Below are 22,020 nucleotides of genomic sequence, written 5' to 3'. Positions count from 1 at the left end.
AGTGAGAATGTTATTACTAAATTAATAAAAAGGTTTCGATCACTCAATTTATGATCGAAACCTTTTTATTTTTAGAAGGCACCTGAACCTCCACCGCCGCCACCGACTCCTGTTCCGCCGCCAGGAACACTTCCACTATTACTAGTAGTAGCGGACACCGTCGAAACAGTATTGTCAAATTGATTATTTATTGCACTCGCAATAAGGATAAACATCACTAAGTCATTTGTTTGCAAGCTACTATCAGCTTTAGAGGTTGGGGACAAATTATTACTAAGGTGTTCGAATTTCTTCTGCATTGACTTATTACCTGTACCGATTGCATAAATATATGCTTGCATATGTTCATCACTCATCGATTCATTCCAATCGTTTTCACTGATATTCTCGTAATTGGAGCTGAGCTGTTTGCATTGTTGCCTGATCCTAACCCCTTGAATAGTTAGGGGTTGGTAGAATATAGCGAATAGCAATAAGGAGAAACTAAGAAAGATAGAGAAAATCATCCACATTAAAAGAGAGTGTACACCTAGCATGATAATAAAGGGAATGATTAAAAGACTGACAATACCTGCTGTCCAACGAACTCCTTTTTTCTTTTCAAACAGGTGGTTCTGTTTTACCTCTTCTTTTACAGCTTCCATCCATTTGCCAAAGTCATTGTGGTATGTCGAATGGTTATCTTTGTTCTTTGTATAGGCCTCAAGATCTGCTAAGGAGAATACACCTTTTTTACCTATTTTATGGAATAACCATTCGATTAATATGTTTTCATGCTGAAAGTCTGTGTTCGAACTTACGACAACAAATTTACTTTCACCATCTCGTTTAACATACCCTTTTCTAACCAGATCCAATAATGCTGCCGAAACCAATTCACTACTCACTGACATATTTCTGATATAAAGGATAGTAGCTGGTAAACTCAACTCTTGATTCGGTAAGTATAGTGATTGCATGGAGCTACGTACTACTTCTCTTAACCTGCTGTTCTTTTTTCTCCATCCGATCATAACTAGCACGATTAAATAAATAAATAAACCACTAACAATATAAGGGGAGATACGGCTTAATAGATCTTGTCTATTCTCGTATGCCTCTTGTTTTGCCTTTAATTCAGTTTTATCTGCTAGAATATCTTCGCGAATTGTCTTGTTTTCTTTAAGATCCGCGGCAGGGAAAAGTGAAGCATCATAAGCTACACGGATGTCACCATTTGTCCCGCTTTCAACTTCACCCATGGCAAAATGCACAATCCCATCTGAAGCTATACTCGCAGTTTCATAAGCTTCATCATACCCCAATGTCAGCACATCTTCAGTTTCCTGAGGCGGGTGGATAAAAATATCCATATTTTGATACGTGGATTCGTTACTGGTGTCAAAGAAAGGCCAGTAAAATTGCCCCAAGTCCGTGTATAGTTCTACTCCATTGGTAATGGTATATGATAGGTCAATTTTGATCTCTTCGTTTGAACCACTTCGATAAATTTTAAAAAGATTCTCTTCTTGTTCAACATCTAAAGAGTTGTTGTTTTCAAATGCTTGGAAGTCAGTTATTTCTGTCTGTTCTTTCTGTATTAATGTTCGAGTGATTCCATCAAAGTCACTTTCAAATTGATAGGTATGTTGCTCTTTAACTTGTACATCACCATCTTCCTGTAAATATGCATTAATTTCTGTGTTTGTAATGGAAAAATCGACTGCAAAGACTTGTTGAGGTAGTAAAAAAATAGAAAAAACAAAAGCAATTAGTAGCAGGTTCTTCTTCATAATGTTTCAAGCTCCTCTCTAATTTATATACGATCTGGTTGTATAAAAGGTTTCACTCATTGTGATCAGGTTATCCCAACAGGGGCTAAGTTCATATATTAAGATCGTGTTGCCAATGTTGTAGAAATTTTTAAAAGCAAAATTATGTAACTCAAGAGGTGATCTCATTAACTAGATAGATGACTACAATTATGGAGTTATTATGGTTAACTAAGGACTCAGCAATAATCCAAGTGTACTATATAATGCGTAGTAATTGAACGATAACTGGTGATGCATTGATATGGTATAATAGCTTTACTTTATCAGTTCGCTTGTAAAAAATACACAAACCCATAATGGATATGAAGTAAGTACAAAGAGAGGAAGTGTTTTTGTGGATGAATTTTTACACGACCAACCAATTAAGCCAAGAAGCAATGATGAAAAACAAAAAGTCATTAACCGTTTAAAACGTATAGAAGGTCAGGTTCGAGGAATACAAAAAATGGTGGAAGATGATCGATATTGTGTAGATGTATTAGTTCAAATAAGTGCCATTCAATCAGCACTTAAAAATGTAGGTTTTTCAGTCACAGAACGACATATCAAACATTGCGTCAGTGAAGCGATCAAGCAAGGTGAGGGACAAGAAACCATTGAGGAATTACTGAATGTCATGAAGCAGTTTTCCAATTAAGAATTCTTTCAAGGATATGATATAAATGAATATTGTTCATGTCAAATAAATAATAGACGCTATTCTTTAACTATGTTTAATGAAAATATTGAATATTTAGCTACCAAATGTTAACATAAATAAAATTATACATTCAAATGCAAAATACAATGACGAGAAGAGTAAACTAAATGGATTCATATCAGAGAGCTCCAGTAGGTGAAAAGGAGTATGAATTATTTTGTTGAAACAAACCTCAGAGTATCACGTTGGATTTATAAAATGATGGCGTGACAGGGGCTCCTGTTATAGGGCTAAAGTATAAGCAAAATTATCTTTTGTCGTACTTGAAGAGGTTAATATGGTGACATATTAATAAACTGGGGTGGCACCGCGACTATAAAATTTAAATCTCGCCCCCAAGACTAAGGTCTTGGGGGTGAGATTTTTTTGTACTGTTTTAAAGAATTTGACAATATTTCAAGGATGTATAATGGGGGTGTATGAATGAAGAATATTATTATGTCTTGGAAATACCCGTCCATCTTATTACTGGGTATTGGTGTTTCAAATGTAGGCGAATGGATTTACTTTATAGCACTTAACTTAATCGTCTTAGATATGACTGGCTCACCTCTTGCAGTATCAGGATTGTATGTTATTAAAGCTTTAGCTACTTTATTGACAAATTTTTGGGCTGGGAGTCTTGTAGACCGTATAAACAAACGAAAACTTATGATATTTCTTGATTTGATACGATCTATATTGATAGCTTTGTTGCCTTTGATGTCATCCGTTTTCCTCATATATCTAGTTGTTTTTATCATAAACATGGCGAGTTCAATGTTTGAACCAACATCAATGACTTATATAACTAAACTAATACCTGCTAAAGATAGAAAAAGGTTTAATTCACTTCATAGTTTAGTTACTTCAGGGGCATTTTTAATTGGCCCAGCTATTGCAGGATTATTGTTTCTGATTAGTAATCCTATAATTGCAATTTATATAAATGCAATAGCTTTATTCTTTTCTGGATTGATCACCTGTTTAATGCCGAACTTAGAAAAGAAGAGCATTCCTTCCTCAGAAGGTAACAATATCTCCATTCAGCTATTTATAAATGATTGGACCGTAGTACTGAAATTCATTCGTGAAAAGAAATATATAATGGTGGTTTACGTTTTGTTTAGTTTTGTAATGGTTGTATTGGCTGGTTCAATTGACTCACTCGAAGCTGCCTTTGCAAAAGAAGTTTTATCTTTATCGGATAGCGAATATGGGCTACTTGTATCCATAGCAGGTGGAGGAATCGTGGTAGGAGCAGTTATAAATTCATTTTAAGTAAAATGGATAACAAATTCTATTTTAATTGGAATAGGTACGGTTTTAGTCTCATTTGGTTATGTTATATATGCTTTTTCTAATACATTCCTTATTGCCGGAATAGGATTTTTTTATTCTTGCCTTTTTTATTTCCTATGCTAATACGGGATTTCTTACATTTTACCAATCAAATATTCCTACTGACGTGATGGGGAGAGTTGGAAGTTTCTTTAGCTTAGTGGAAGCAATGTTAATAATAGTTACCACGAGTATCATGGGAGCTGCTGCTCAAGTTATTTCAATTCAAATAACAGTAATTCTAGGAACAATAGTAATGATGTTGCTATCACTAATCTTATTGACAGTAAGTTTATCCCCATCAAAGAGAGAACTATATCAAGTTAGTTAAGGGGTGAAAAGAAAATATTAGATAATATCCACCAAATTACTTGTTAACTTTGATCAATATGTGATCTTGTAATTAATTGATCTATAGAAATCCGTAATAAATTTAAAAAAAATAAGCAAAATAGGAAATAAAGGAGGCGATATAATGGCTGAACAAATTGTTGCTGTTCAAAAAAATGAAGATGGAGATATTGTGAAAATGAAATTATCTTCTGGACAAGTCGTTGATTATAAACAAGCACAACAAATGGCAGATAACGGTGAGATCGAACATGTCAATACATTTAAAGGACGGGATGGAGATAAGCATTTGCGTAGTAATGCAGATGGTGATCCCAGTAATAACTTAGATAATTTGCCGCAGTTTTAACATATAAAAATTGGTATTGTGAAGTATTATTCCTAACAAAAAGGAGAGGTTAGTAAATGTTTTATCATGTTAAGGAGCTACAATATGATGCCAAACCAAGTCAGCCAGACCCAGTATATGCGAAAAAATTACAAGAAATTCTAGGTGGACAGTATGGTGAAATGTCTGTTATGATGCAATATTTATTTCAAGGATGGAATTGTCGTGCTGAAGGTAAGTACCGAGATATGATTCTCGATATTGCAACAGAAGAAATAGCACACGTTGAAATGATTGCAACAATGATTGCTCAATTATTAGATGGTGCGCCTGCCCATGATCAAGAACAAGTTGCTAAAGATCCAGCTGTTGAAGCTGTTCTCGGCGGTATGAACCCTCAACACGCAATTGTTAATGGACTAGGTGCACAGCCTAATGATAGTGTAGGTTTTCCTTGGAATGCCCGTTATACAATAGCCAGTGGAAACTTGCTAGCTGACTTTAGGGCGAATCTTAATGCAGAATCTCAAGGGCGACTTCAGGTAGTTCGATTGTACGAGATGACAACGGATCCAGGAGTTAGAGATATGCTTTCCTTCCTAATTGCGCGCGATACAATGCATCAAAATCAATGGATGGCTGCAATTGAAGAATTAGAACAATCTCAAGGTGCTGTAGTTCCTAGTACATTTAACCAAGAGTATGAAAAACAAGAGGTTTCGTATTCGTTTATGAATTATTCTGAAGGAGAAGAAAGCAGTACAGGAAGATGGGCAAATGGTCCAACTCTTGATGGTCAGGCTAATTTTGAATATATTCAAAATCCAAAAGCGATGGGACAAAAACCTAAATTACAACCAGGGCCAACATACATTCATGGTACACCTCCTTTAGAAATGAGAGTCCAACGAGGTGAAGGAAAAATGGATCCAAATAATAACAATGATCAACCATAAAAATAACAGTTTAAGGTACTGTCGCTTGTTGTTAACATTGGCGTGACCTTTGTGGTAATAAGCATAGAACCTGCAGGTATAAAAATCCCCCAAGATGGAAAAAGATTTTATTTATTAATCTGTTTCCATCTTAGGGGGAATATACCAGACCGACTAATTGTCTAGCTTTGCTTTTAACTTTGTCAAATAACTTTGATCAGGTGTCACAAACAATGTCTTTTGATTATCATAAGTAACAAAGCCTGGTTTCGCACCATTTGGTTTTTTTACATGTCTGATTAAGGTATAGTCAACTGGAACAGAAGAAGAATGCTTTGATTTACTGAAATTAGCGGCCAACTGTGCTGCTTCCAGTAACGTATCTTCATTAGGGTCTGTTGAACGAATTACAACGTGTGAACCGGGAATATCTTTTGTATGCAACCAGACTTCATCCTTGCGTGCTATACGATTGGTCAAATATTCATTTTGTTTATTGTTTTTCCCAACCAAAATTTCCGTTCCGTCTGAAGCATAAAAGGTTTCCGGAACTGGTTTTTTCGTTTTCTTTTTTTGCTTTGTTTTTGTTTGTCGCTTCTTTAAATATCCTTGTTCCTGTAACTCCTCGCGTATTTCCTCGATATCCTGTTCTCTAGCAGTGTCAATTTGTTCGATCACTTGGTCTAAATATTCCATTTCTTGATAGGTTTTCTTTTTCTCTTCTTCAACCATCTGTTTCGACGTTTTTAATTTATGATACTTTTTGAATAGAGCTTGCGCATTTTCACTTGGTGTTTTATTCTCGTTTAAAGCAATCGTTCTTTCTGCTTGATTTGGGTCATAGTAATCGACTACTGTGACTTCTTTATCGCCTTTCTTCACTAAATGCATGTGAGCTGTTAACAATTCTCCATCTCGTTGGTAGCGGTCCGCATTTTTCGCTTGCTCCAATGTTTTGTCTAATTTCACTAACTTTCGTTTGTTTTTCTTTTGTTCATTCGTTAAAAAGCGTAATAAATCACCAGCTTTTTGTTTTACTCGGTCACGTTCAGCCTTACCGGAATAAAACGTATCTAACATACTGCTGACAGAATTAAAATACTCTTTCTCTCCATCTTTGAACGATAAAGGTAAAACATAAAATCCTTCTTTTTTATTCCTCGATATAAAAGGTTCATATTGATGTTCTAGTATTTGTTGTTGAATGCTTGTAAATGCGTCTTTAAATGCATCTGTTTTTCCAAGCCCTGCTTGCGCTACTATTTCCTTTGCTAAAACAGGGGAAACCCCCATATAGGTATTGACAATTTGTTGATCAAGTTTACCTGCATTGAAATCCAATTTTCGAATAAAGGTATCTCCGTCAATGGTTAACGGATTGTATTTCCCTTGATCAGGTGGTTGCACATACGTGCTACCAGGTAAAATCGATCGGTGTCGATTTTGAGCACTTGAAACATGTTTAATACTTTCAAGTATCATCTGACGTTCTTGATCAACTAAAATAATATTACTATGTTTCCCCATCAGTTCCACTATCAATGTTTTTACGCTTTGGTCTCCGATTTCATTTTTCGTCTGAAAATGAATATGAATGATTCGTTCGTTTTCCATTTGCTCAACCGATTCAATAAAACTTCCATTTAAATATTTACGAAGCATCATACAATACATCGAAGGTTCTGGAGGATTTTCGTATGTATCTGTTGTAAAATGGATCCTAGCATAGCTTGAATGAGCACTAATTAAAAGTTGTTTATTGGTACCGAACTTTCGAATTGTAAATAGTAATTCAGTATCTGTAGGTTGATATATTTTTAATACACGTCCTGATGCCATTTCCTGATGAAGTTCGTGTGTTATTGCGCGTGTAACAATTCCATCAAAAACCATTTCAATCACCTCATTCTTTCATTATACCATTTCTTATAGAAGTTGTTCAAAAAGTCACCAAATGTTAAGCGGCGAATCTCTTTGTTTTCTTGTTTCTCCGTACCTTGGAAAAAAAGAACACTTTTCCGGCGTGCGATGTAGTTCTATGGAGCTTTTCTTTGTGCTCACGTATTTAAAAGGACACGTTTCGCGATTCGAAACTACACCGCTTTACCTTCTGGCTTCTTATTTGGCAACTTTCTGAACACAAATTTCATAGGTAACAGAATTATTTGTCTATTGAATAGAATTTTTGATATGATGATTATGGTTAGAAACTAGTGTTTATACTGTAAATGGAAGGGATATGAAATATGTTAAGCATGACTGGTTTTGGCAGAGAAGAGTTTCGGAATGAACAGTTAGAAATTAGTGCAGAAATTAAAGCGGTTAACCATCGTTATCTCGACATTACTTTTCATATGCCTCATTTTTTATTGCCTATTGAAGATCAATTAAAAAAAATCATCCAAAATAAGATGAAACGGGGGAAAATCAACGTTTCTATACATATTTCTGGTGCCTATACACACCGTAAACAATTAAAGACAGATTGGGACTTAGTGGATCAATACGTTGATCATGTAAAACAATTACAAACAAAATACCAGTTGGCAGGAGAAATCTCAGTGGAAATGATCAGTCAGTTTCCCGATATATTTCACATTGAAGAAAAAGAAGAAATAAATTCTGACACAGAAACACATATGAAAAAAACATTGGAAAAAGCGGTCTCTAAAGTTAATCAAATGCGTACAACCGAGGGAGCTGAGTTAAGAAAAGATCTCTTGATGAGAACAGAAAATATACTTCATAATATAAAACAGTTGGGTGAAAGACGAAAAATTGTTATAATAGAGTATCAAGAGCGAATACTTGAGCGTATTAACAGATATCTTGAAGATACGCCTGTTTCCGAAGATTCGAGACTCTATCAGGAAGTTGCACTGCTTGCAGAAAAAGGCGACGTTTCTGAAGAGCTAACGAGAATAAAAAGTCATATTAAGCAATTTCAGCAAATAATGGAGGAGACTGATCCGATTGGTAGAAAATTAGATTTTATTGTTCAAGAATTAAACAGAGAGTTAAATACAATAGGTTCTAAGTCAAATGACGTGTGGATCAGTGAGCAAATTGTTTATTTAAAAGGTGAAGCAGAAAAAATGAAAGAACAAATACAAAATGTAGAATAAGTTGTTCTTTACAATTTAAGGGGGAGCTCGAGATGAGTTTGAAGTTAATTAATATAGGTTTTGGAAACGTGGTGTCTGCGAATAGAATTATTTCCATTGTGTCACCAGAATCTGCTCCAATCAAACGTATTATTACGGTTGCAAGAGATAATAATAAACTGGTAGACGCTACATATGGCAGAAGAACAAGAGCGGTTATCATTACAGATAGTGACCATGTAGTGTTGTCAGCTGTTCAACCAGAAACTGTCGGCCAAAGAGTGATTAGTCATGACGAAATAAATGAAGAGTAGTAGGAGGAGCTATGTTGATAGATGAGAAAGGAATACTGTTTATTCTATCTGGACCATCTGGAGTAGGAAAAGGAACAGTACGAAAAGCGTTATTTGAACAAGATACGAATTTAAAATATTCTATCTCTATGACAACAAGAGCGATGCGTGAAGGAGAACAAGAAGGTGTCGATTATTTTTATCGAACACGTGAGCAGTTTGAACAAATGATAGATGAGAAAAAAATGTTAGAATATGCCGAGTATGTTGGCAACTATTACGGCACACCAAAACAATATGTCGAAGATACAATTGAGAAAGGCCATGATGTCTTTCTTGAAATTGAAGTTCAAGGTGCATTACAAGTGAAAGAAAACTTCCCGCAAGGTGTCTTTATCTTTTTAATACCACCTAGTCTGGAAGAATTAAAAAATCGAATTATCGACCGTGGAACGGAAACAGAAGACCTTATTATGAACCGGTTGAAAGAAGCACGAAATGAAATTGAAATGATGGATAAATATGATTATGTTGTGGTAAATGATAATATAAATGAAGCTGTCAGAAAAGTTCGTGCAATTGTACAAAGTGAACATTGTAAACGCGAAAGAGTGGCAAAACAATACAAAGCATTATTGGAGGTAGATGAAAAATGATTTTGGAGCCATCGATTGATAAATTACAAACAAAAATTAATTCCAAATACACATTAGTAACACTTGCTGCCAAAAGAGCACGACAAATTCAAGATACGAAAATGCACCAGGTAGAAACTCCTAGAGCAGCAACTTTCGTAGGGCTTGCTTTGGAGGAAATCTTAGAAGAGAAATTAACAGTAGATCCTGAGTATAAAATGATCAATGAATAATATCGATGTTGAATAGAAGAGACTCCCTCGCATTGCTTCTGCTTGCGGGGGTTTCTTCTATATCAGGAAAGGGGTTACCGATATGTTAAACGGAAAGAAAGTGGTTTTAGGAGTTTCTGGTGGCATTGCTGTTTATAAAGCAGTTGCATTAACTAGTAAATTAACGCAGGCTGGGGCAGATGTGAGAGTAATAATGACGGAACATGCAACTGAATTTGTGACACCTCTTACTTTTCAAGCGATATCAAGAAATCCGGTTTATACAGACACATTTGATGAAAAAGATCCTGCAAAAATAGCACATATCGATTTGTCAGATTGGGCTGATTTAGTGTTGTTAGCTCCTGCTACGGCAAATATCTTAGGCAAAATAGCAAATGGAATTGCGGATGATATGTTAACCACTACTCTTTTAGCTACACAAGCACCTGTTTATATCGCACCTGCCATGAATGTTCATATGTATCAGCACCCAGCTGTGATACAGAATTTACATACACTGGAGAATTGGGGTTACCGCTTTATCGAACCAGGTGATGGCTATCTCGCATGTGGTTATATTGGTAAAGGTCGATTGGAAGAACCGGAAAACATTGTTGAACTATTAGAAATGGAAACAAATCGAACAAATAACTGGATGGGAAAGAAAGTATTAATTACAGCGGGTCCGACTCGAGAAGCTTTAGATCCGGTTCGTTTTTTTACCAATTATTCTTCTGGAAAAATGGGATATGCACTAGCACAAGCAGCAATGGAAAACGGGGCGGAAGTCATTTTAATAACAGGACCAACAACATTAACCCCTCCGGTAAACGTCACAACGATTGAGGTAACAAGTGCGGATGAAATGTTTGAACAAGTGAGAAGGCATTATGAGCATATGGATATTATTATTAAGGCCGCTGCAGTAGCAGATTACCGTCCAACATTAAGAAACGAACACAAGATGAAAAAGCAAGATGGACCATTGACACTAGAAATGGAACGGACCACGGATATTCTACATTATCTTGGACAACACAAAACAAAGCAATTTATTGTTGGATTTGCTGCAGAAACACAAGATATTGAGAGGTACGGAAGGAAAAAGCTTGAGAAGAAAAATCTTGATGCCATTGTACTCAATGATATTAGCCGTAAAGATATCGGGTTTGCTTCTGATCGAAATGAAGTTTTATTTATGACGAGAGATGGGAAAGAACAGGCAATTGAACAGGCCAGCAAAAAGAACATTGCCAAACAGATTATTCAACTAATAGAATCTGAACTAAGGAAGGTTTAAGTATGCGAGTAGCAAAAGTTATTGTGGATGTCCCCTCAAACCAGACAAATCATACGTTTGATTATTTGATACCAGAAAAGCTTGAGAATCTCGTGCAAAAAGGTATGCGTGTATCACTTCCATTTGGACCACGAAAAATAATGGGCTTTGTATTAGACGTTGTTGATCACTCTGATTTTGATAAACTCAAATCTATTGATGAAGTGATGGATCTTACACCGGTCTTAACAGAGGAGTTATTGCAACTAGGTAAATGGATTAGCGAGCAAACGGTTAGCTTTTATATCCAAACATTTCAGGCGATGTTACCGCAGATATTAAAGGCAAAATACAAAAAGGAAATTGAGGCATTAACAGATTACGAATTACCAGATGAATTGCAAAAACTTTTTGCAGGAAGAGCCGTTATCGATTACGATGAATTTATCGAAAGAAATGGTAACTATCATCTATTATTAAAAGAGGTACGCAACGGACATGTTCAAATCAATTATATCGTTAAATCTAAAGAAACGAAGAAAACAAAACTGTTTATTGCACCGGATAAAGAGACATACTTATTAGAGGAAGCATTAGAAGATATATCGAACCGGGCGAAAAAACAAAAACAGATCATTAATTACTTTATTCAACATCCTGATCCGATCGAACAAAAAGAACTTTTAACTAATTTCAAAACGACGACAGCTACCATTAATCAATTAGTCGAGAAGAAGCTCTTAAAGAAAATAGAAAAAAAGGTTTATCGCGATCCCTATCAAGGTAACGAATTTGAAAGAACACAACCACTACCATTAAGTAAGCAACAACAACAAGCGATCGAACCAATTTGGCAAGCAATTGAAGAGAAACAGGATCAAGTCTTTCTATTACATGGTGTAACAGGTAGCGGTAAAACAGAAGTGTATTTACAAGCGATCGCAAAAGTGTTAAATCAAGGAAAAGAGGCCATTGTATTGGTTCCTGAAATTGCACTTACACCACAGATGGTGCAACGTTTTAAAGGCAGATTTGGGTCGGAAGTGGCGGTTTTACATAGTGCATTATCACCAGGAGAGAAATTTGATGAGTGGACAAAGATTCATAAACGAGAAGTGAAAGTTGTTGTGGGAGCAAGATCGGCAATCTTTGCGCCATTTGAGAATATTGGTATTATCATCATTGATGAAGAACATGAAACCAGTTATAAGCAAGATGAACAACCACGATATCACGCACGAGAAGTTGCTAAAAAACGAGGTGCTTATCATAACTGTCCTGTAGTCTTAGGGAGTGCGACACCAATGTTAGAATCGTATGCTAGAGCAAAAAAAGGCGTTTATCACTTATTAGAAATGCCTGATCGAATGAATGAAGGTACGATGCCTCCTGTCGATATTGTCGATATGCGTGACGAATTATATGCAGGAAATCGCACCATGTTTTCACGAAAATTGCTTGATGCTATAAAAGAAAGGATCGATCAGAACCAGCAAGTTGTTTTATTTTTAAATAGAAGAGGATATTCTACTTTTGTGATGTGCCGTGAATGTGGAGATGTGATGAAATGTCCGAATTGTGATATCGCCTTGACGTTCCATAAAAGCTCTCACCAATTAAAATGCCATTATTGTGATCATCAGATACCTATGGTGAAAGAGTGTGAGACATGCGGAAGTAAAACCATTCGTTATTTTGGAACAGGAACGCAAAAAGTTGAGGAAGCCTTAAAAGAACATATTCCTGAGGCTAGTGTGATTCGAATGGATGTTGACACAACGAGACGAAAGGGATCGCATAAAAAGCTTTTAGAGCAATTTGGAAATGGACAAGCCAATATTTTATTAGGTACTCAAATGATTGCTAAAGGACTAGACTTTGAAAATGTAACGCTTGTAGGTGTTTTAGCAGTCGATGCGATGTTGCATTTGCCGGATTTCAGGTCTGCTGAAAAAACATTCCAACTGATGACACAAGTGAGTGGACGAGCAGGAAGACATCGTTTACCTGGAGAAGTTATTATTCAAACCTATACACCTGAACATTACAGTGTACAGTTAGCTAGTCAATATGATTATGAACAGTTCTTTTTGCAAGAAATGGAGATGCGTAAAAGCTTTCATTATCCCCCTTATTATTTTTTGACATTAATTACCGTTTCACATCCAAATCAATGGAAGGCACAAGAAGTAACCAAAACAATTTGTAAGCTGTTATATAAATATTTGTCAGATCATGCCACTATTTTAGGACCTACTCCTTCACCAATGGTTCGTATAAATAATAGATATCGCTACCAGTGCATGGTAAAATATAAGGATGAACCGAATCAAAGAGAAATTATTCGCAAAATACAAGAACATTATTATGATGATATTCAACGACATGATTTAACGATACAAGTCGATTTTGAACCATATTCATTAATGTAAGAGGAGTTTTTTAAATGAAGAAAATCATTTTTATGGGGACGCCAGATTTTGCTGTGCCAGTTTTAGAAGTATTGATTAAGGAAGACTACCACATTGATTTAGTCGTAACACAGCCTGATCGCCCTCGTGGAAGAAAAAAAATCCTGACACCTCCACCAGTGAAAGTGGCAGCAGAAAAGCATGATATTCCAGTATTTCAACCGGAAAAAATTAAAGACGACTATGAAGAAATTAAGAAGAGAAATCCTGATCTTATTGTTACCGCTGCATTTGGTCAATTACTGCCAAAAGGGTTATTAGAAATCCCGAAGTTTGGTTGTATTAATGTTCATGCGTCATTATTACCGAAGTTAAGGGGTGGTGCACCGATTCATTATGCAATTCTGGAGGGGCATGATAAAACGGGAATATCCATTATGTATATGGCAGAAAAATTAGATGCTGGTGATGTCATTAGTCAGAGAGAAGTTACCATTGAAGACAATGATGACGTAGCAACATTACATGACAAACTATCAGAATTGGGAGCAGATTTATTACTAGAAACGATTCCTTCGATATTTTCAGGGGAGGCTAATCGAAAGCCACAAGATGATAGTCAAGCAACATTTGCGCCAAATATTACTCGAGATCAAGAAGAAATTGATTGGATGCTGCCACAACAAGATGTTTATAATCGTATTCGAGGATTACATCCTTGGCCGGTTGCATTTACAACATGGAATGGCAAAGTATTTAAAGTTTATCAAGCAGCCAAGGTAAACAAAACAACTAACGAGCAAGCAGGTAGCGTGATTAACATTAGTGAAGAAGGCCTTCTTGTTGCAACAGGTGATCACAAAGCAATACAATTAACAGTAGTACAACCAGCAGGAAAGAAAAAAATGACGACAGCCGATTTTCTTAGAGGTGTAGGCAGCAATATGACAGTAGGAGAGAAACTAGGCGAATGACAAAACAATTATACAACATTAGGAACATAGCACTCGACCTTTTAATGCGCATAAGTGATCAAGGTGGATATAGTCACCTAGTTATTGATCAAATGCTTAAAAAACACCAACTTGAACCAAGAGACGGAGGATTACTTACTGAAATCGTCTACGGTACACTGCAAAGAAAGCTAACACTTGAATATGATTTGAACACGTTTATTAAATCGAACAAAAAGATCGATACATGGGTGAAATGGTTACTCTATTTATCTTTCTACCAAATGAAGTATTTGGACAAAGTGCCAGATCATGCCGTGATTCATGAATCTGTTGAAATTGCTAAGCGAAAAGGACATAAAGGAATTGCCAACTTTGTCAATGGTATTTTACGCTCGGCACAACGGGACGGTTTTCCTGATTATCAGCTTATAAATGATCCAGTGAAACGAGTTAGTATCGAAACAAGTCATCCACTCTGGCTGGTAAAGCGATGGAATCAGCAATACGGAATCGAAACCACCGAACAAATGTGTCAAACCAATATTACACATAAACAAGTGTCTATTCGAGTCCAACCGCTTCGTATAACTAGAAAGCAATTACTCTCAAGGTTGGAAAATAGTCATATAAGGGTGAGATTGTCCGATTTTTCAGAGCAAGGTTTAGTCATTGAAGAAGGTAATATTTTGAAAGATGAAACGTTTCAGGAAGCTTTATTTACCATTCAAGATGAAAGCTCTATGTTGGTTGCAGAATTGATGGGCTTAAAAGAAGGAATGACCGTGCTTGATGCATGTAGTGCACCTGGAGGAAAAGCAACACATATCGCTGAAAAAATGAATGATAGCGGGACTGTATTTGCGTATGATTTGCACGCGAAAAAAGCAGCATTAGTCAACAAAAAAGCAAAAGAATTAGGACTAACATCTATTCAGGCAGCGCAATCAGATGCACGAAAGCTACAAGAAAAGCACGTTAACCATACATTTGATCGAATTCTAATTGATGCACCTTGTTCAGGTCTTGGTGTACTTCGGAGTAAGCCTGATATAAAATATAATAAGACAAGTGAGGACATCAGGAAGCTAGCAACAATTCAAAAAGAAATTCTACACCATGTAGAACCATTATTAAAAAATGAAGGTAAACTGATGTATAGCACTTGTACCGTTGATCAAGAGGAAAATGAAGAAGTTATCAAGGATTTCCTTGCAAAACACCCAGCTTATCGAGTGGATCCGGCATTTTTTGCTGAACTTCCAGAAGTATTGGAGGACAGTAGCGGTCGTAGTGAGTGGGGGATTCAGATTTTCCCTCAAGATATTAATAGTGATGGCTTTTTCATGACAAGACTAGTTAGGGATAGTTGACTGGGAGAAGAGGTGTTGAAATGAAATACGTATATCAATCCGACAAAGGTAAGGTCCGTAAGTTAAATGAAGATGCTGTAGCTGTTTTCCCTAGTGAAAACGCGGTGCTTGCAGTGGTAGCTGATGGCATGGGCGGACATCAAGCGGGAGATGTGGCTAGTAAACTCACCATTGAAGAAATAGAAAAAATGTGGTCCGAATTAGATGAACCTTTGGAAAAGCTAGATTTGGAAAATTGGTTAGCAGATTCTATTAAGAAAGTAAATAACGTGGTATTTGAAAAAGCTCAGTCGGACTCTGCTTGTCAAGGGATGGGAACTACCGTAGTGGTTGCAATTTGTACTGCACAAGAGCTTGTAATTGGCCATATTGGGGATAGCCGTGCATACTTATTCAATCAATCGAATTGGAAACAAGTAACAGCTGATCATTCGTTAGTAGGTGAACTGGTCCGCACTGGTCAATTATCAGAAGAAGATGCGCAATTACACCCAAAAAGGAATGTTATTCTAAAGGCCTTAGGTACAGAACCAGATTTAGAACCGGATATTTTTCATGCTCAGTGGGATGAATATCAGCGATTATTAATTTGTTCCGATGGATTAACCAATAAAATTACGGATGAGGAACTACATGAAATAATTATGCGAACAGAAGATGATAAGCTAAGTCAAACCTTAATTGATTTGGCTAATGAACGCGGTGGAGAAGATAACATATCGCTAGCGATTATTAAACAGCACGAAGAAGTTGGTGAGCCGCCATGCTAGAAGGAAAAGTGTTAAATGAACGATACGAGATCATTAAATTAATTGGTGGCGGTGGAATGGCCAATGTCTATCTGGGAAATGACACTATTCTGGAGAGACAGGTAGCGATTAAAGTATTACGTTTAGAATATGCCAATGATGATGAGTTTATTACGAGATTTCATCGGGAAGCACAAGCAGCTACGAGCTTATCACATCCAAATATCGTGAATATCTTTGATGTTGGGGAAGAAGATCAAATATATTATATGGTGATGGAATATGTGGATGGAATGACGTTAAAGCAATACATACAATTGCATGCACCGATAGAAGTAGAGGAAGTCATAGAAATTATGACGCAAATTACTTCTGCTATTTCACATGCACATGAAAATGGCTTAATTCACCGTGATATCAAACCGCAAAATATATTAATCGACCCTTATGGTCAAATCAAGGTAACTGATTTCGGAATTGCGATTGCATTAAGTGCAACTGCTTTAACACAAACCAATTCGATGTTAGGGTCCGTACATTATTTGTCACCAGAACAAGCACGAGGTGGCAAAGCTAATCGCAAATCAGATATATATTCCCTAGGAATTGTTTTATTTGAATTATTAACAGGTCAGTTGCCGTTTTCGGGGCAATCAGCCGTTTCGATTGCACTTAAACATTTACAATCTGAAACACCGTCAGTCAAGGAATTTAATCCGAGAGTACCTCAATCTGTAGAAAATATAGTCTTAAAGTCAACAGCCAAAGATCCGTTTCATCGTTATCAGGAAGTTTTCGAAATGGAAGCTGAATTAACACATGCATTAGATCCAGACCAATTGCATGTAGCTAAATACGAGCCACCAGACACTGACGATACGATTACAAAGGCTATACCGATTGTGAAAGATGATGACAGTGTAAAGAACAATGCGGTTGATGAAGAGACAACAATCGTAACGAATGGTACTAATAATGAAGAACAGGATAAACCGAAAGAAAAGAAAAAGAAAAAGCGTAAAAAAACGTTTATTTGGGTTACTAGCTTATTTGTGATCTTGTTCGGGGCAATTTTATTAGCATTGTTCGTGTTACCTAGTTTATTTCAACCGAAAGATGTACAAGTTCCGGATGTTTCCGGATTAAGTTATGAAGAAGCACTTCAAGAATTAGAAGATTTAAAATTGAATGTGTTGAAGGAAGAAGAGCACGATGAAGAAGTAGAAGAAAACCACGTGATCGAAACCTATCCGCGTCCCAATGACACGGTTAAAGAAGGGAAAGATATAACGGTCTATGTCAGTTTAGGACCTGAGGCGATTGTTTTCGATGATTATGTTGGCAAGGACTATGAACGTATTGAAGAATTTCTTCTTGAAGAAGGGTTTAATGATGTTAAGTTTTACGAGGAATTCTCGGATCGTCCAGTAGGCGAAATTATTGCTCAATATCAACCTTCACCAGGTGATGAAGTAGTACCTCGAGATACAAATGTTATTTTTGAAATTAGTAAAGGACCAGAAAAAATAACATTAAACAGATTGATCGGCTTACATGTGGATGAAGCAACCGATTATTTAAAAGACAGAGATCTTTCAGCTGATGTTAAAGAGGTGCATCATGATGAAGTGGAAGAAGGTCATGTCATTGAGCAGAACCCATCTGCAAATGAAGAGATTGAAAAGGGCGAAGTTGTTGAGCTAACAGTATCTAAAGGGCCTGAGCCCAAAGAACCTATAACGCATACTGAATCCTTTACCGTACCATATACTGGTGAGAATAATGAGGATACAGATGAACCTGAACCTCAAGAAATCAGTATTTATGTAGGGGATATGAATAACGAAATTTCAGAACTATATCAAGATGTCGAAATGATTACAGAAGATAAAACATTCACGATTGAATTAACGATTGAACCTGATGACGAAGGGACGTATAAAGTGATTAAAGACGACGAAATCATCATAGAAAAAACATTAACATATGAAGATGTAGAGGGTGAGTAAATGCCAAAAGGTAAAATTGTCAAGGCACTGAGTGGTTTTTATTATGTGCAATATGAAGGTGGTCTTGTCCAATGCCGGGGAAGAGGGGTTTTTCGCCAAAAAAAGATTACCCCTCTTGTTGGTGACTTTGTCGAATTTGAATACCGCGATAAAAAAGAAGGTTATATTCTTTCTATCGATGGACGTGACAATCAATTAACACGTCCACCGGTAGCCAATGTGGATCAAGCTATTATTGTCACCTCTGTTAAAGAACCGGATTTAAGTCTTAACCTTTTAGATAAATTTCTGGTATTGGTTGAGTCCAAAGCGATCAGACCATTATTGTTTTTTACTAAGATGGATTTACTAACGGAACAAGAATCTGTGCTTATTACAGATAAGCTCGCTTATTATAAGAAGATCGGCTATACAGTGGAGTTTCTCTCTACGAAAGATAAGGAAGTAAACCAACAATTATCTGTGTACCTAAAAAATAAAGTTTCTGTTTTTGCCGGGCAATCTGGCGTCGGAAAAACATCACTTCTGAATCGAATTATACCTGGTCTACAATTAGAAACAGATAACATATCAGAAAGTTTAGGCAGAGGTAAGCATACAACTCGACATGTAGAACTTATCCCATTTGAACAAGGGTTAATTGCGGATACACCTGGGTTCAGTGCCTTAGATTTTAAAGAAATTGCGTTAGAAGAATTACCAAGCTGTTTTCCGGAGTTCGTTGATTTACAAGATCAGTGTAAATTTAGAGGATGTATGCATATTAAAGAGCCTAAATGTGCAGTAAAAGTAGCTTTAGATCAACAAGAAATCTTAGAAGATCGTTATCAAAACTATTTACAATTTGTAGAAGAAATTAAAAATAGAAAGCCGAGGTATTAACATGAGTACGAAAATAGCACCATCGATTTTATCAGCTGATTTCTCCAGTTTAAGAGAAGAAATTGAAGATGTATTAAAAGGAGGGGCAGACTATATACATGTTGATGTGATGGATGGACATTTTGTACCAAACATTACAATTGGACCAGTAGTTTTATCTGCTATTCGACCTGTAACAGATGCAACCCTTGATGTACATCTCATGATTGAAAACCCTGATCGCTACATCCAAGACTTTATTGATGCTGGTGCAGATATCTTAACCGTTCATGTTGAAGCCTGTACCCACTTACACCGAACTATACATATGATCAAAGATGCAGGTGTTAAACCTGGGATTGTTATTAATCCAGCAACACCAGTGGAAATGATTAAACCGATTATTAAAGATGTCGAACTTGTTCTGTTTATGACCGTTAACCCTGGGTTTGGTGGACAAACATTTATCCCGGAAGTGTTAGATAAAGTAAGACAAGCTGTACAATGGCGTGAAGAATTAGATTTATCATTTGAAATTGAAGTAGATGGAGGAGTAAACGAAGAAACAGCGAAACAATGTGTCGAAGCAGGTGTAGATGTTCTAGTAGCTGGAAGTGCAATATTTAATGAAAAAGATCGGGCGTCAGCTATTCAAAAACTTAGAAACTAGATCTCTTCGGTATTGATTATTTAAATAAGGAAGGGTTGTTTGATGTGAATATCGGGATCGTCGCAGGAGGACCTGAAAAAGCACTTGCCTCTTTACTTTCCTATCGGGATGATATCGATATTTGGATAGGTGCAGACTTAGGTGCTTCTTATCTTTTAAGGAAGCAATTACCTATTGATATTGCAATAGGTGATTTTGATTCACTTGATAACGAAGAAAAACTAGTCATTAAAAAGCAGGCAAATATTTTTCGTGAATTTCCTCCAGAAAAAAATGAAACAGACTTAGAATTAGCAGTAGAAGCAGCTCTTTCCTATCAGCCTGCTTCCATTTTTTTGTTTGGTGTTACTGCTGGTAGGCTGGACCATGAATTAGCGAATATTCAGCTTCTTTATTGCCTATTGGAAAAAAACGTTAATGCCAAAATAATTGATCATAAAAATATCTTATCTATTTATAAGCCAGGTCAATACAATATCCAGGCGAATAGTTCTGAACTAATATCATTTATACCGCTAACCCCTACTGTTAAGGGGCTGACCTTAGATGGATTCTATTATCCGTTAGATAATTATACAGTTACTTGGGGAAGTACTCGTTGTATATCCAATCAATTAATTAAGGAACAAGGTACTTTTTTCTTTAATGATGGCATATTAATAATGATAAAGAGTACGGAGTAGAATTCCGTAAAATCTTATGAAAATATGGAAAGGTATGCAATTATAGTCATGTATCCTCATAAGCTGTAAAAGAATCAGATGTTGTAATGATAATGATGAGGTTATGTCTTCATGGTGAAGAGGAGGGGTATGATGAAATTTTATACAATTAAGCTCCCGCGGTTTATCGGTGGTTTCATTCGGGCATTGTTGGGTTCAGGGAAGAAATAAAGAGAAAAGGCTCCTTGTATACAGGAGCCTTTTCTCTTCTCTTCTTTTAAGAGTTGATTATAAAATTAAACGCGTTCTACTTTGCCAGATTTAAGCGCGCGAGCAGAAACATACACACGTTTTGGTTTGCCGTCAACCATGATTCTAACTTTTTGTACGTTTGCTTTCCAGTTACGCTTATTAGCATTCATAGCGTGTGAACGCTTATTTCCTGAAGTCGTTTTACGACCAGTTACTACACATTTACGTCCCATTATTTCGTTCCCTCCTACCTAACTCAATCCATACTTATATAATTTATCATAGTTTTTATGATTTTGCAATTTCAAATTAGAAAAGTATTTACGAGTTAATGATAGAGAGGGATGCGTAAGTTACGATAGGGGCACGCTGTTTTTATAGAGGTCGTACAAGGCATTTCTTATAATTGCTTGACATAGACGTGATTTTCATACATTCTATAATGGAATACCCTTAAATTAATTTCTCTGACGCTGTAGGAACTTAAAATTTTAGCAGTGAAATGATTCGACGTAGTGAAACTTTAGAACCTACATATTATAAAATAATTAAAGACTTCGCTAGTAACTTGGTAATAAGCCATTTTTTCTAATAATCAAATCAAAACTCAACTATAAAATGGTGTAGACGCTGATGGAACTTTTTCTTTTATTTATTTAAGAAGGAGGATAAAATATGTCAATAGAACTAAAAACAGAAGATGGTCATGTAACGATTACTAATGAAGTAATAGCAACTATCGCTGGTGGTGCTGCCATCGAATGTTATGGTATTGTTGGTATGGCATCGAAAAAACAACTACGTGATGGTATTGCAGAAATTTTGAGAAAAGAAAACTTTGCCAAAGGTGTTGTCGTTCGACAAGATGAGGAAGATGTGCACATTGATATGTATATCATTGTAAGCTATGGTACAAAAATATCTGAAGTTGCACATAACGTCCAATCACAGGTGAAATATAATCTTGAAAAAACACTCGGTTTAAAAATTAAGTCAATCAATATTTATATTCAAGGCGTACGTGTGATTCAAGATTAATTACGATTATCTACTATATCATGCAAAATTCGTTATTCCGGAAAAAGGAGCAGAGGGAGGAACATGCA

21 protein-coding genes, 1 pseudogene and 1 other annotated feature are annotated in these 22,020 nt (G+C 36.2%); of the genes and pseudogenes, 19 read left to right on the top strand and 3 right to left on the bottom strand.

Annotated features, from left to right (window positions below; translation table 11 throughout):
* Positions 1-71: 71 nt before the first annotated feature.
* On the bottom strand, positions 72-1,772 hold the full coding sequence (locus tag D569_RS0112325) for a DUF2207 domain-containing protein (protein WP_018932733.1): 1,701 nt from the start codon (positions 1,770-1,772) through the stop codon (positions 72-74).
* 376 nt (positions 1,773-2,148) lie between these two features.
* Here D569_RS0112325 and D569_RS0112320 point away from each other — a divergent pair, with 376 nt between their 5' ends.
* The 4 genes and pseudogenes from D569_RS0112320 (at position 2,149) to D569_RS0112305 (ending at position 5,469) form a co-directional block, all read left to right on the top strand.
* A complete protein-coding gene (locus D569_RS0112320; protein ID WP_018932732.1) occupies positions 2,149-2,451 on the top strand; it encodes a metal-sensing transcriptional repressor in 303 nt (100 codons plus the stop codon).
* 140 nt (positions 2,452-2,591) lie between these two features.
* Positions 2,592-2,854, top strand: a binding site (T-box leader).
* A gap of 83 nt (positions 2,855-2,937) precedes the next feature.
* Positions 2,938-4,165, top strand: a pseudogene (locus D569_RS23440) (MFS transporter).
* A gap of 144 nt (positions 4,166-4,309) precedes the next feature.
* Positions 4,310-4,534 (top strand): DUF3892 domain-containing protein, encoded by a 225-nt coding sequence (locus D569_RS0112310; RefSeq protein ID WP_018932730.1) that lies wholly within the window; start codon positions 4,310-4,312, stop codon positions 4,532-4,534.
* A gap of 56 nt (positions 4,535-4,590) precedes the next feature.
* Positions 4,591-5,469: a manganese catalase gene (locus tag D569_RS0112305; RefSeq protein WP_018932729.1), complete on the top strand. Its 879-nt coding sequence runs from the start codon at positions 4,591-4,593 to the stop codon at positions 5,467-5,469.
* Between the two features lie 153 nt (positions 5,470-5,622).
* Here the strand turns inward: D569_RS0112305 and D569_RS0112300 are convergent, their stop codons facing one another.
* On the bottom strand, positions 5,623-7,341 hold the full coding sequence (locus tag D569_RS0112300) for an Rqc2 family fibronectin-binding protein (protein WP_018932728.1): 1,719 nt from the start codon (positions 7,339-7,341) through the stop codon (positions 5,623-5,625).
* A 353-nt stretch (positions 7,342-7,694) separates the two neighbouring features.
* On the opposite strand from D569_RS0112300, the gene D569_RS0112295 reads away from it, so the two are divergent.
* From D569_RS0112295 to spoVM, 14 genes are all read left to right on the top strand, one after another.
* The gene (locus D569_RS0112295; protein WP_018932727.1) at positions 7,695-8,573 is read left to right on the top strand and encodes a YicC/YloC family endoribonuclease; all 879 of its coding nucleotides are present in this window, start codon (positions 7,695-7,697) and stop codon (positions 8,571-8,573) included.
* 32 nt (positions 8,574-8,605) lie between these two features.
* Positions 8,606-8,866 carry an extracellular matrix/biofilm regulator RemA gene (remA, locus tag D569_RS0112290; RefSeq protein WP_018932726.1) on the top strand — a complete coding sequence of 87 codons (261 nt, stop codon included), beginning with the start codon at positions 8,606-8,608 and terminating at the stop codon, positions 8,864-8,866.
* 14 nt (positions 8,867-8,880) lie between these two features.
* On the top strand, positions 8,881-9,501 hold the full coding sequence (gene gmk / locus D569_RS0112285; protein ID WP_026287317.1) for a guanylate kinase: 621 nt from the start codon (positions 8,881-8,883) through the stop codon (positions 9,499-9,501).
* The gene (gene rpoZ / locus D569_RS0112280) at positions 9,498-9,713 is read left to right on the top strand and encodes a DNA-directed RNA polymerase subunit omega (protein WP_018932724.1); all 216 of its coding nucleotides are present in this window, start codon (positions 9,498-9,500) and stop codon (positions 9,711-9,713) included. The genes gmk and rpoZ overlap by 4 nt, the downstream gene beginning before the upstream one ends.
* A gap of 82 nt (positions 9,714-9,795) precedes the next feature.
* Positions 9,796-10,995: a bifunctional phosphopantothenoylcysteine decarboxylase/phosphopantothenate--cysteine ligase CoaBC gene (gene coaBC, locus D569_RS0112275; protein ID WP_018932723.1), complete on the top strand. Its 1,200-nt coding sequence runs from the start codon at positions 9,796-9,798 to the stop codon at positions 10,993-10,995.
* 2 nt (positions 10,996-10,997) lie between these two features.
* Positions 10,998-13,406 (top strand): primosomal protein N', encoded by a 2,409-nt coding sequence (gene priA, locus D569_RS0112270; protein WP_018932722.1) that lies wholly within the window; start codon positions 10,998-11,000, stop codon positions 13,404-13,406.
* A gap of 14 nt (positions 13,407-13,420) precedes the next feature.
* Positions 13,421-14,359, top strand: a complete 939-nt coding sequence (fmt, locus tag D569_RS0112265; RefSeq protein WP_018932721.1) for a methionyl-tRNA formyltransferase — start codon at positions 13,421-13,423, stop codon at positions 14,357-14,359.
* Positions 14,356-15,711: a 16S rRNA (cytosine(967)-C(5))-methyltransferase RsmB gene (rsmB, locus tag D569_RS0112260; protein ID WP_018932720.1), complete on the top strand. Its 1,356-nt coding sequence runs from the start codon at positions 14,356-14,358 to the stop codon at positions 15,709-15,711. Before fmt ends, rsmB begins: the two co-directional genes overlap by 4 nt.
* 20 nt (positions 15,712-15,731) lie before the next feature.
* The gene (locus D569_RS0112255) at positions 15,732-16,481 is read left to right on the top strand and encodes a Stp1/IreP family PP2C-type Ser/Thr phosphatase (RefSeq protein WP_018932719.1); all 750 of its coding nucleotides are present in this window, start codon (positions 15,732-15,734) and stop codon (positions 16,479-16,481) included.
* Complete coding sequence (gene pknB / locus D569_RS0112250; RefSeq protein WP_018932718.1) at positions 16,475-18,469, top strand: Stk1 family PASTA domain-containing Ser/Thr kinase; 1,995 nt, start codon at positions 16,475-16,477, stop codon at positions 18,467-18,469. Before D569_RS0112255 ends, pknB begins: the two co-directional genes overlap by 7 nt.
* Complete coding sequence (gene rsgA, locus D569_RS0112245) at positions 18,470-19,351, top strand: ribosome small subunit-dependent GTPase A (protein WP_018932717.1); 882 nt, start codon at positions 18,470-18,472, stop codon at positions 19,349-19,351.
* 1 nt (position 19,352) lies between these two features.
* Positions 19,353-20,000 (top strand): ribulose-phosphate 3-epimerase, encoded by a 648-nt coding sequence (gene rpe / locus D569_RS0112240; RefSeq protein WP_018932716.1) that lies wholly within the window; start codon positions 19,353-19,355, stop codon positions 19,998-20,000.
* Between the two features lie 44 nt (positions 20,001-20,044).
* Positions 20,045-20,683 (top strand): thiamine diphosphokinase, encoded by a 639-nt coding sequence (locus D569_RS0112235; protein ID WP_018932715.1) that lies wholly within the window; start codon positions 20,045-20,047, stop codon positions 20,681-20,683.
* Between the two features lie 111 nt (positions 20,684-20,794).
* The gene (gene spoVM / locus D569_RS25135; protein WP_083939039.1) at positions 20,795-20,893 is read left to right on the top strand and encodes a stage V sporulation protein SpoVM; all 99 of its coding nucleotides are present in this window, start codon (positions 20,795-20,797) and stop codon (positions 20,891-20,893) included.
* 65 nt (positions 20,894-20,958) lie between these two features.
* Here the strand turns inward: spoVM and rpmB are convergent, their stop codons facing one another.
* The gene (rpmB, locus tag D569_RS0112230; RefSeq protein WP_018932714.1) at positions 20,959-21,147 is read right to left on the bottom strand and encodes a 50S ribosomal protein L28; all 189 of its coding nucleotides are present in this window, start codon (positions 21,145-21,147) and stop codon (positions 20,959-20,961) included.
* Positions 21,148-21,589: 442 nt separating this feature from the next.
* Here rpmB and D569_RS0112225 point away from each other — a divergent pair, with 442 nt between their 5' ends.
* Positions 21,590-21,952: an Asp23/Gls24 family envelope stress response protein gene (locus tag D569_RS0112225; protein WP_018932713.1), complete on the top strand. Its 363-nt coding sequence runs from the start codon at positions 21,590-21,592 to the stop codon at positions 21,950-21,952.
* Positions 21,953-22,020 lie beyond the last annotated feature (68 nt).

The sequence above is a fragment of the Gracilibacillus lacisalsi DSM 19029 genome (genome assembly GCF_000377765.1).
GTDB classification, from domain to species: Bacteria; Bacillota; Bacilli; order Bacillales; family Amphibacillaceae; genus Gracilibacillus; species Gracilibacillus lacisalsi.
Note: the sequence above shows the minus strand (reverse complement) of the source record. Positions and strands in the feature narration are given on the sequence as shown.

What these genes read in the sequence shown, in the direction of transcription:
- priA (WP_018932722.1), top strand. Translation starts at nt 10,998, where the DNA reads ATGCGAGTAGCAAAAGTTATTGTGGATGTCCCCTCAAACCAGACAAAT.
- rpe (WP_018932716.1), top strand. Translation starts at nt 19,353, where the DNA reads ATGAGTACGAAAATAGCACCATCGATTTTATCAGCTGATTTCTCCAGT.
- rsgA (WP_018932717.1), top strand. Translation starts at nt 18,470, where the DNA reads ATGCCAAAAGGTAAAATTGTCAAGGCACTGAGTGGTTTTTATTATGTG.
- remA (WP_018932726.1), top strand. Translation starts at nt 8,606, where the DNA reads ATGAGTTTGAAGTTAATTAATATAGGTTTTGGAAACGTGGTGTCTGCG.
- spoVM (WP_083939039.1), top strand. Translation starts at nt 20,795, where the DNA reads ATGGTGAAGAGGAGGGGTATGATGAAATTTTATACAATTAAGCTCCCG.
- D569_RS0112255 (WP_018932719.1), top strand. Translation starts at nt 15,732, where the DNA reads ATGAAATACGTATATCAATCCGACAAAGGTAAGGTCCGTAAGTTAAAT.
- D569_RS0112325 (WP_018932733.1), bottom strand. Translation starts at nt 1,772, where the DNA reads ATGAAGAAGAACCTGCTACTAATTGCTTTTGTTTTTTCTATTTTTTTA.
- coaBC (WP_018932723.1), top strand. Translation starts at nt 9,796, where the DNA reads ATGTTAAACGGAAAGAAAGTGGTTTTAGGAGTTTCTGGTGGCATTGCT.
- D569_RS0112305 (WP_018932729.1), top strand. Translation starts at nt 4,591, where the DNA reads ATGTTTTATCATGTTAAGGAGCTACAATATGATGCCAAACCAAGTCAG.
- D569_RS0112225 (WP_018932713.1), top strand. Translation starts at nt 21,590, where the DNA reads ATGTCAATAGAACTAAAAACAGAAGATGGTCATGTAACGATTACTAAT.
- fmt (WP_018932721.1), top strand. Translation starts at nt 13,421, where the DNA reads ATGAAGAAAATCATTTTTATGGGGACGCCAGATTTTGCTGTGCCAGTT.
- D569_RS0112300 (WP_018932728.1), bottom strand. Translation starts at nt 7,341, where the DNA reads ATGGTTTTTGATGGAATTGTTACACGCGCAATAACACACGAACTTCAT.
- D569_RS0112295 (WP_018932727.1), top strand. Translation starts at nt 7,695, where the DNA reads ATGTTAAGCATGACTGGTTTTGGCAGAGAAGAGTTTCGGAATGAACAG.
- pknB (WP_018932718.1), top strand. Translation starts at nt 16,475, where the DNA reads ATGCTAGAAGGAAAAGTGTTAAATGAACGATACGAGATCATTAAATTA.
- rpmB (WP_018932714.1), bottom strand. Translation starts at nt 21,147, where the DNA reads ATGGGACGTAAATGTGTAGTAACTGGTCGTAAAACGACTTCAGGAAAT.
- rpoZ (WP_018932724.1), top strand. Translation starts at nt 9,498, where the DNA reads ATGATTTTGGAGCCATCGATTGATAAATTACAAACAAAAATTAATTCC.
- rsmB (WP_018932720.1), top strand. Translation starts at nt 14,356, where the DNA reads ATGACAAAACAATTATACAACATTAGGAACATAGCACTCGACCTTTTA.
- D569_RS0112310 (WP_018932730.1), top strand. Translation starts at nt 4,310, where the DNA reads ATGGCTGAACAAATTGTTGCTGTTCAAAAAAATGAAGATGGAGATATT.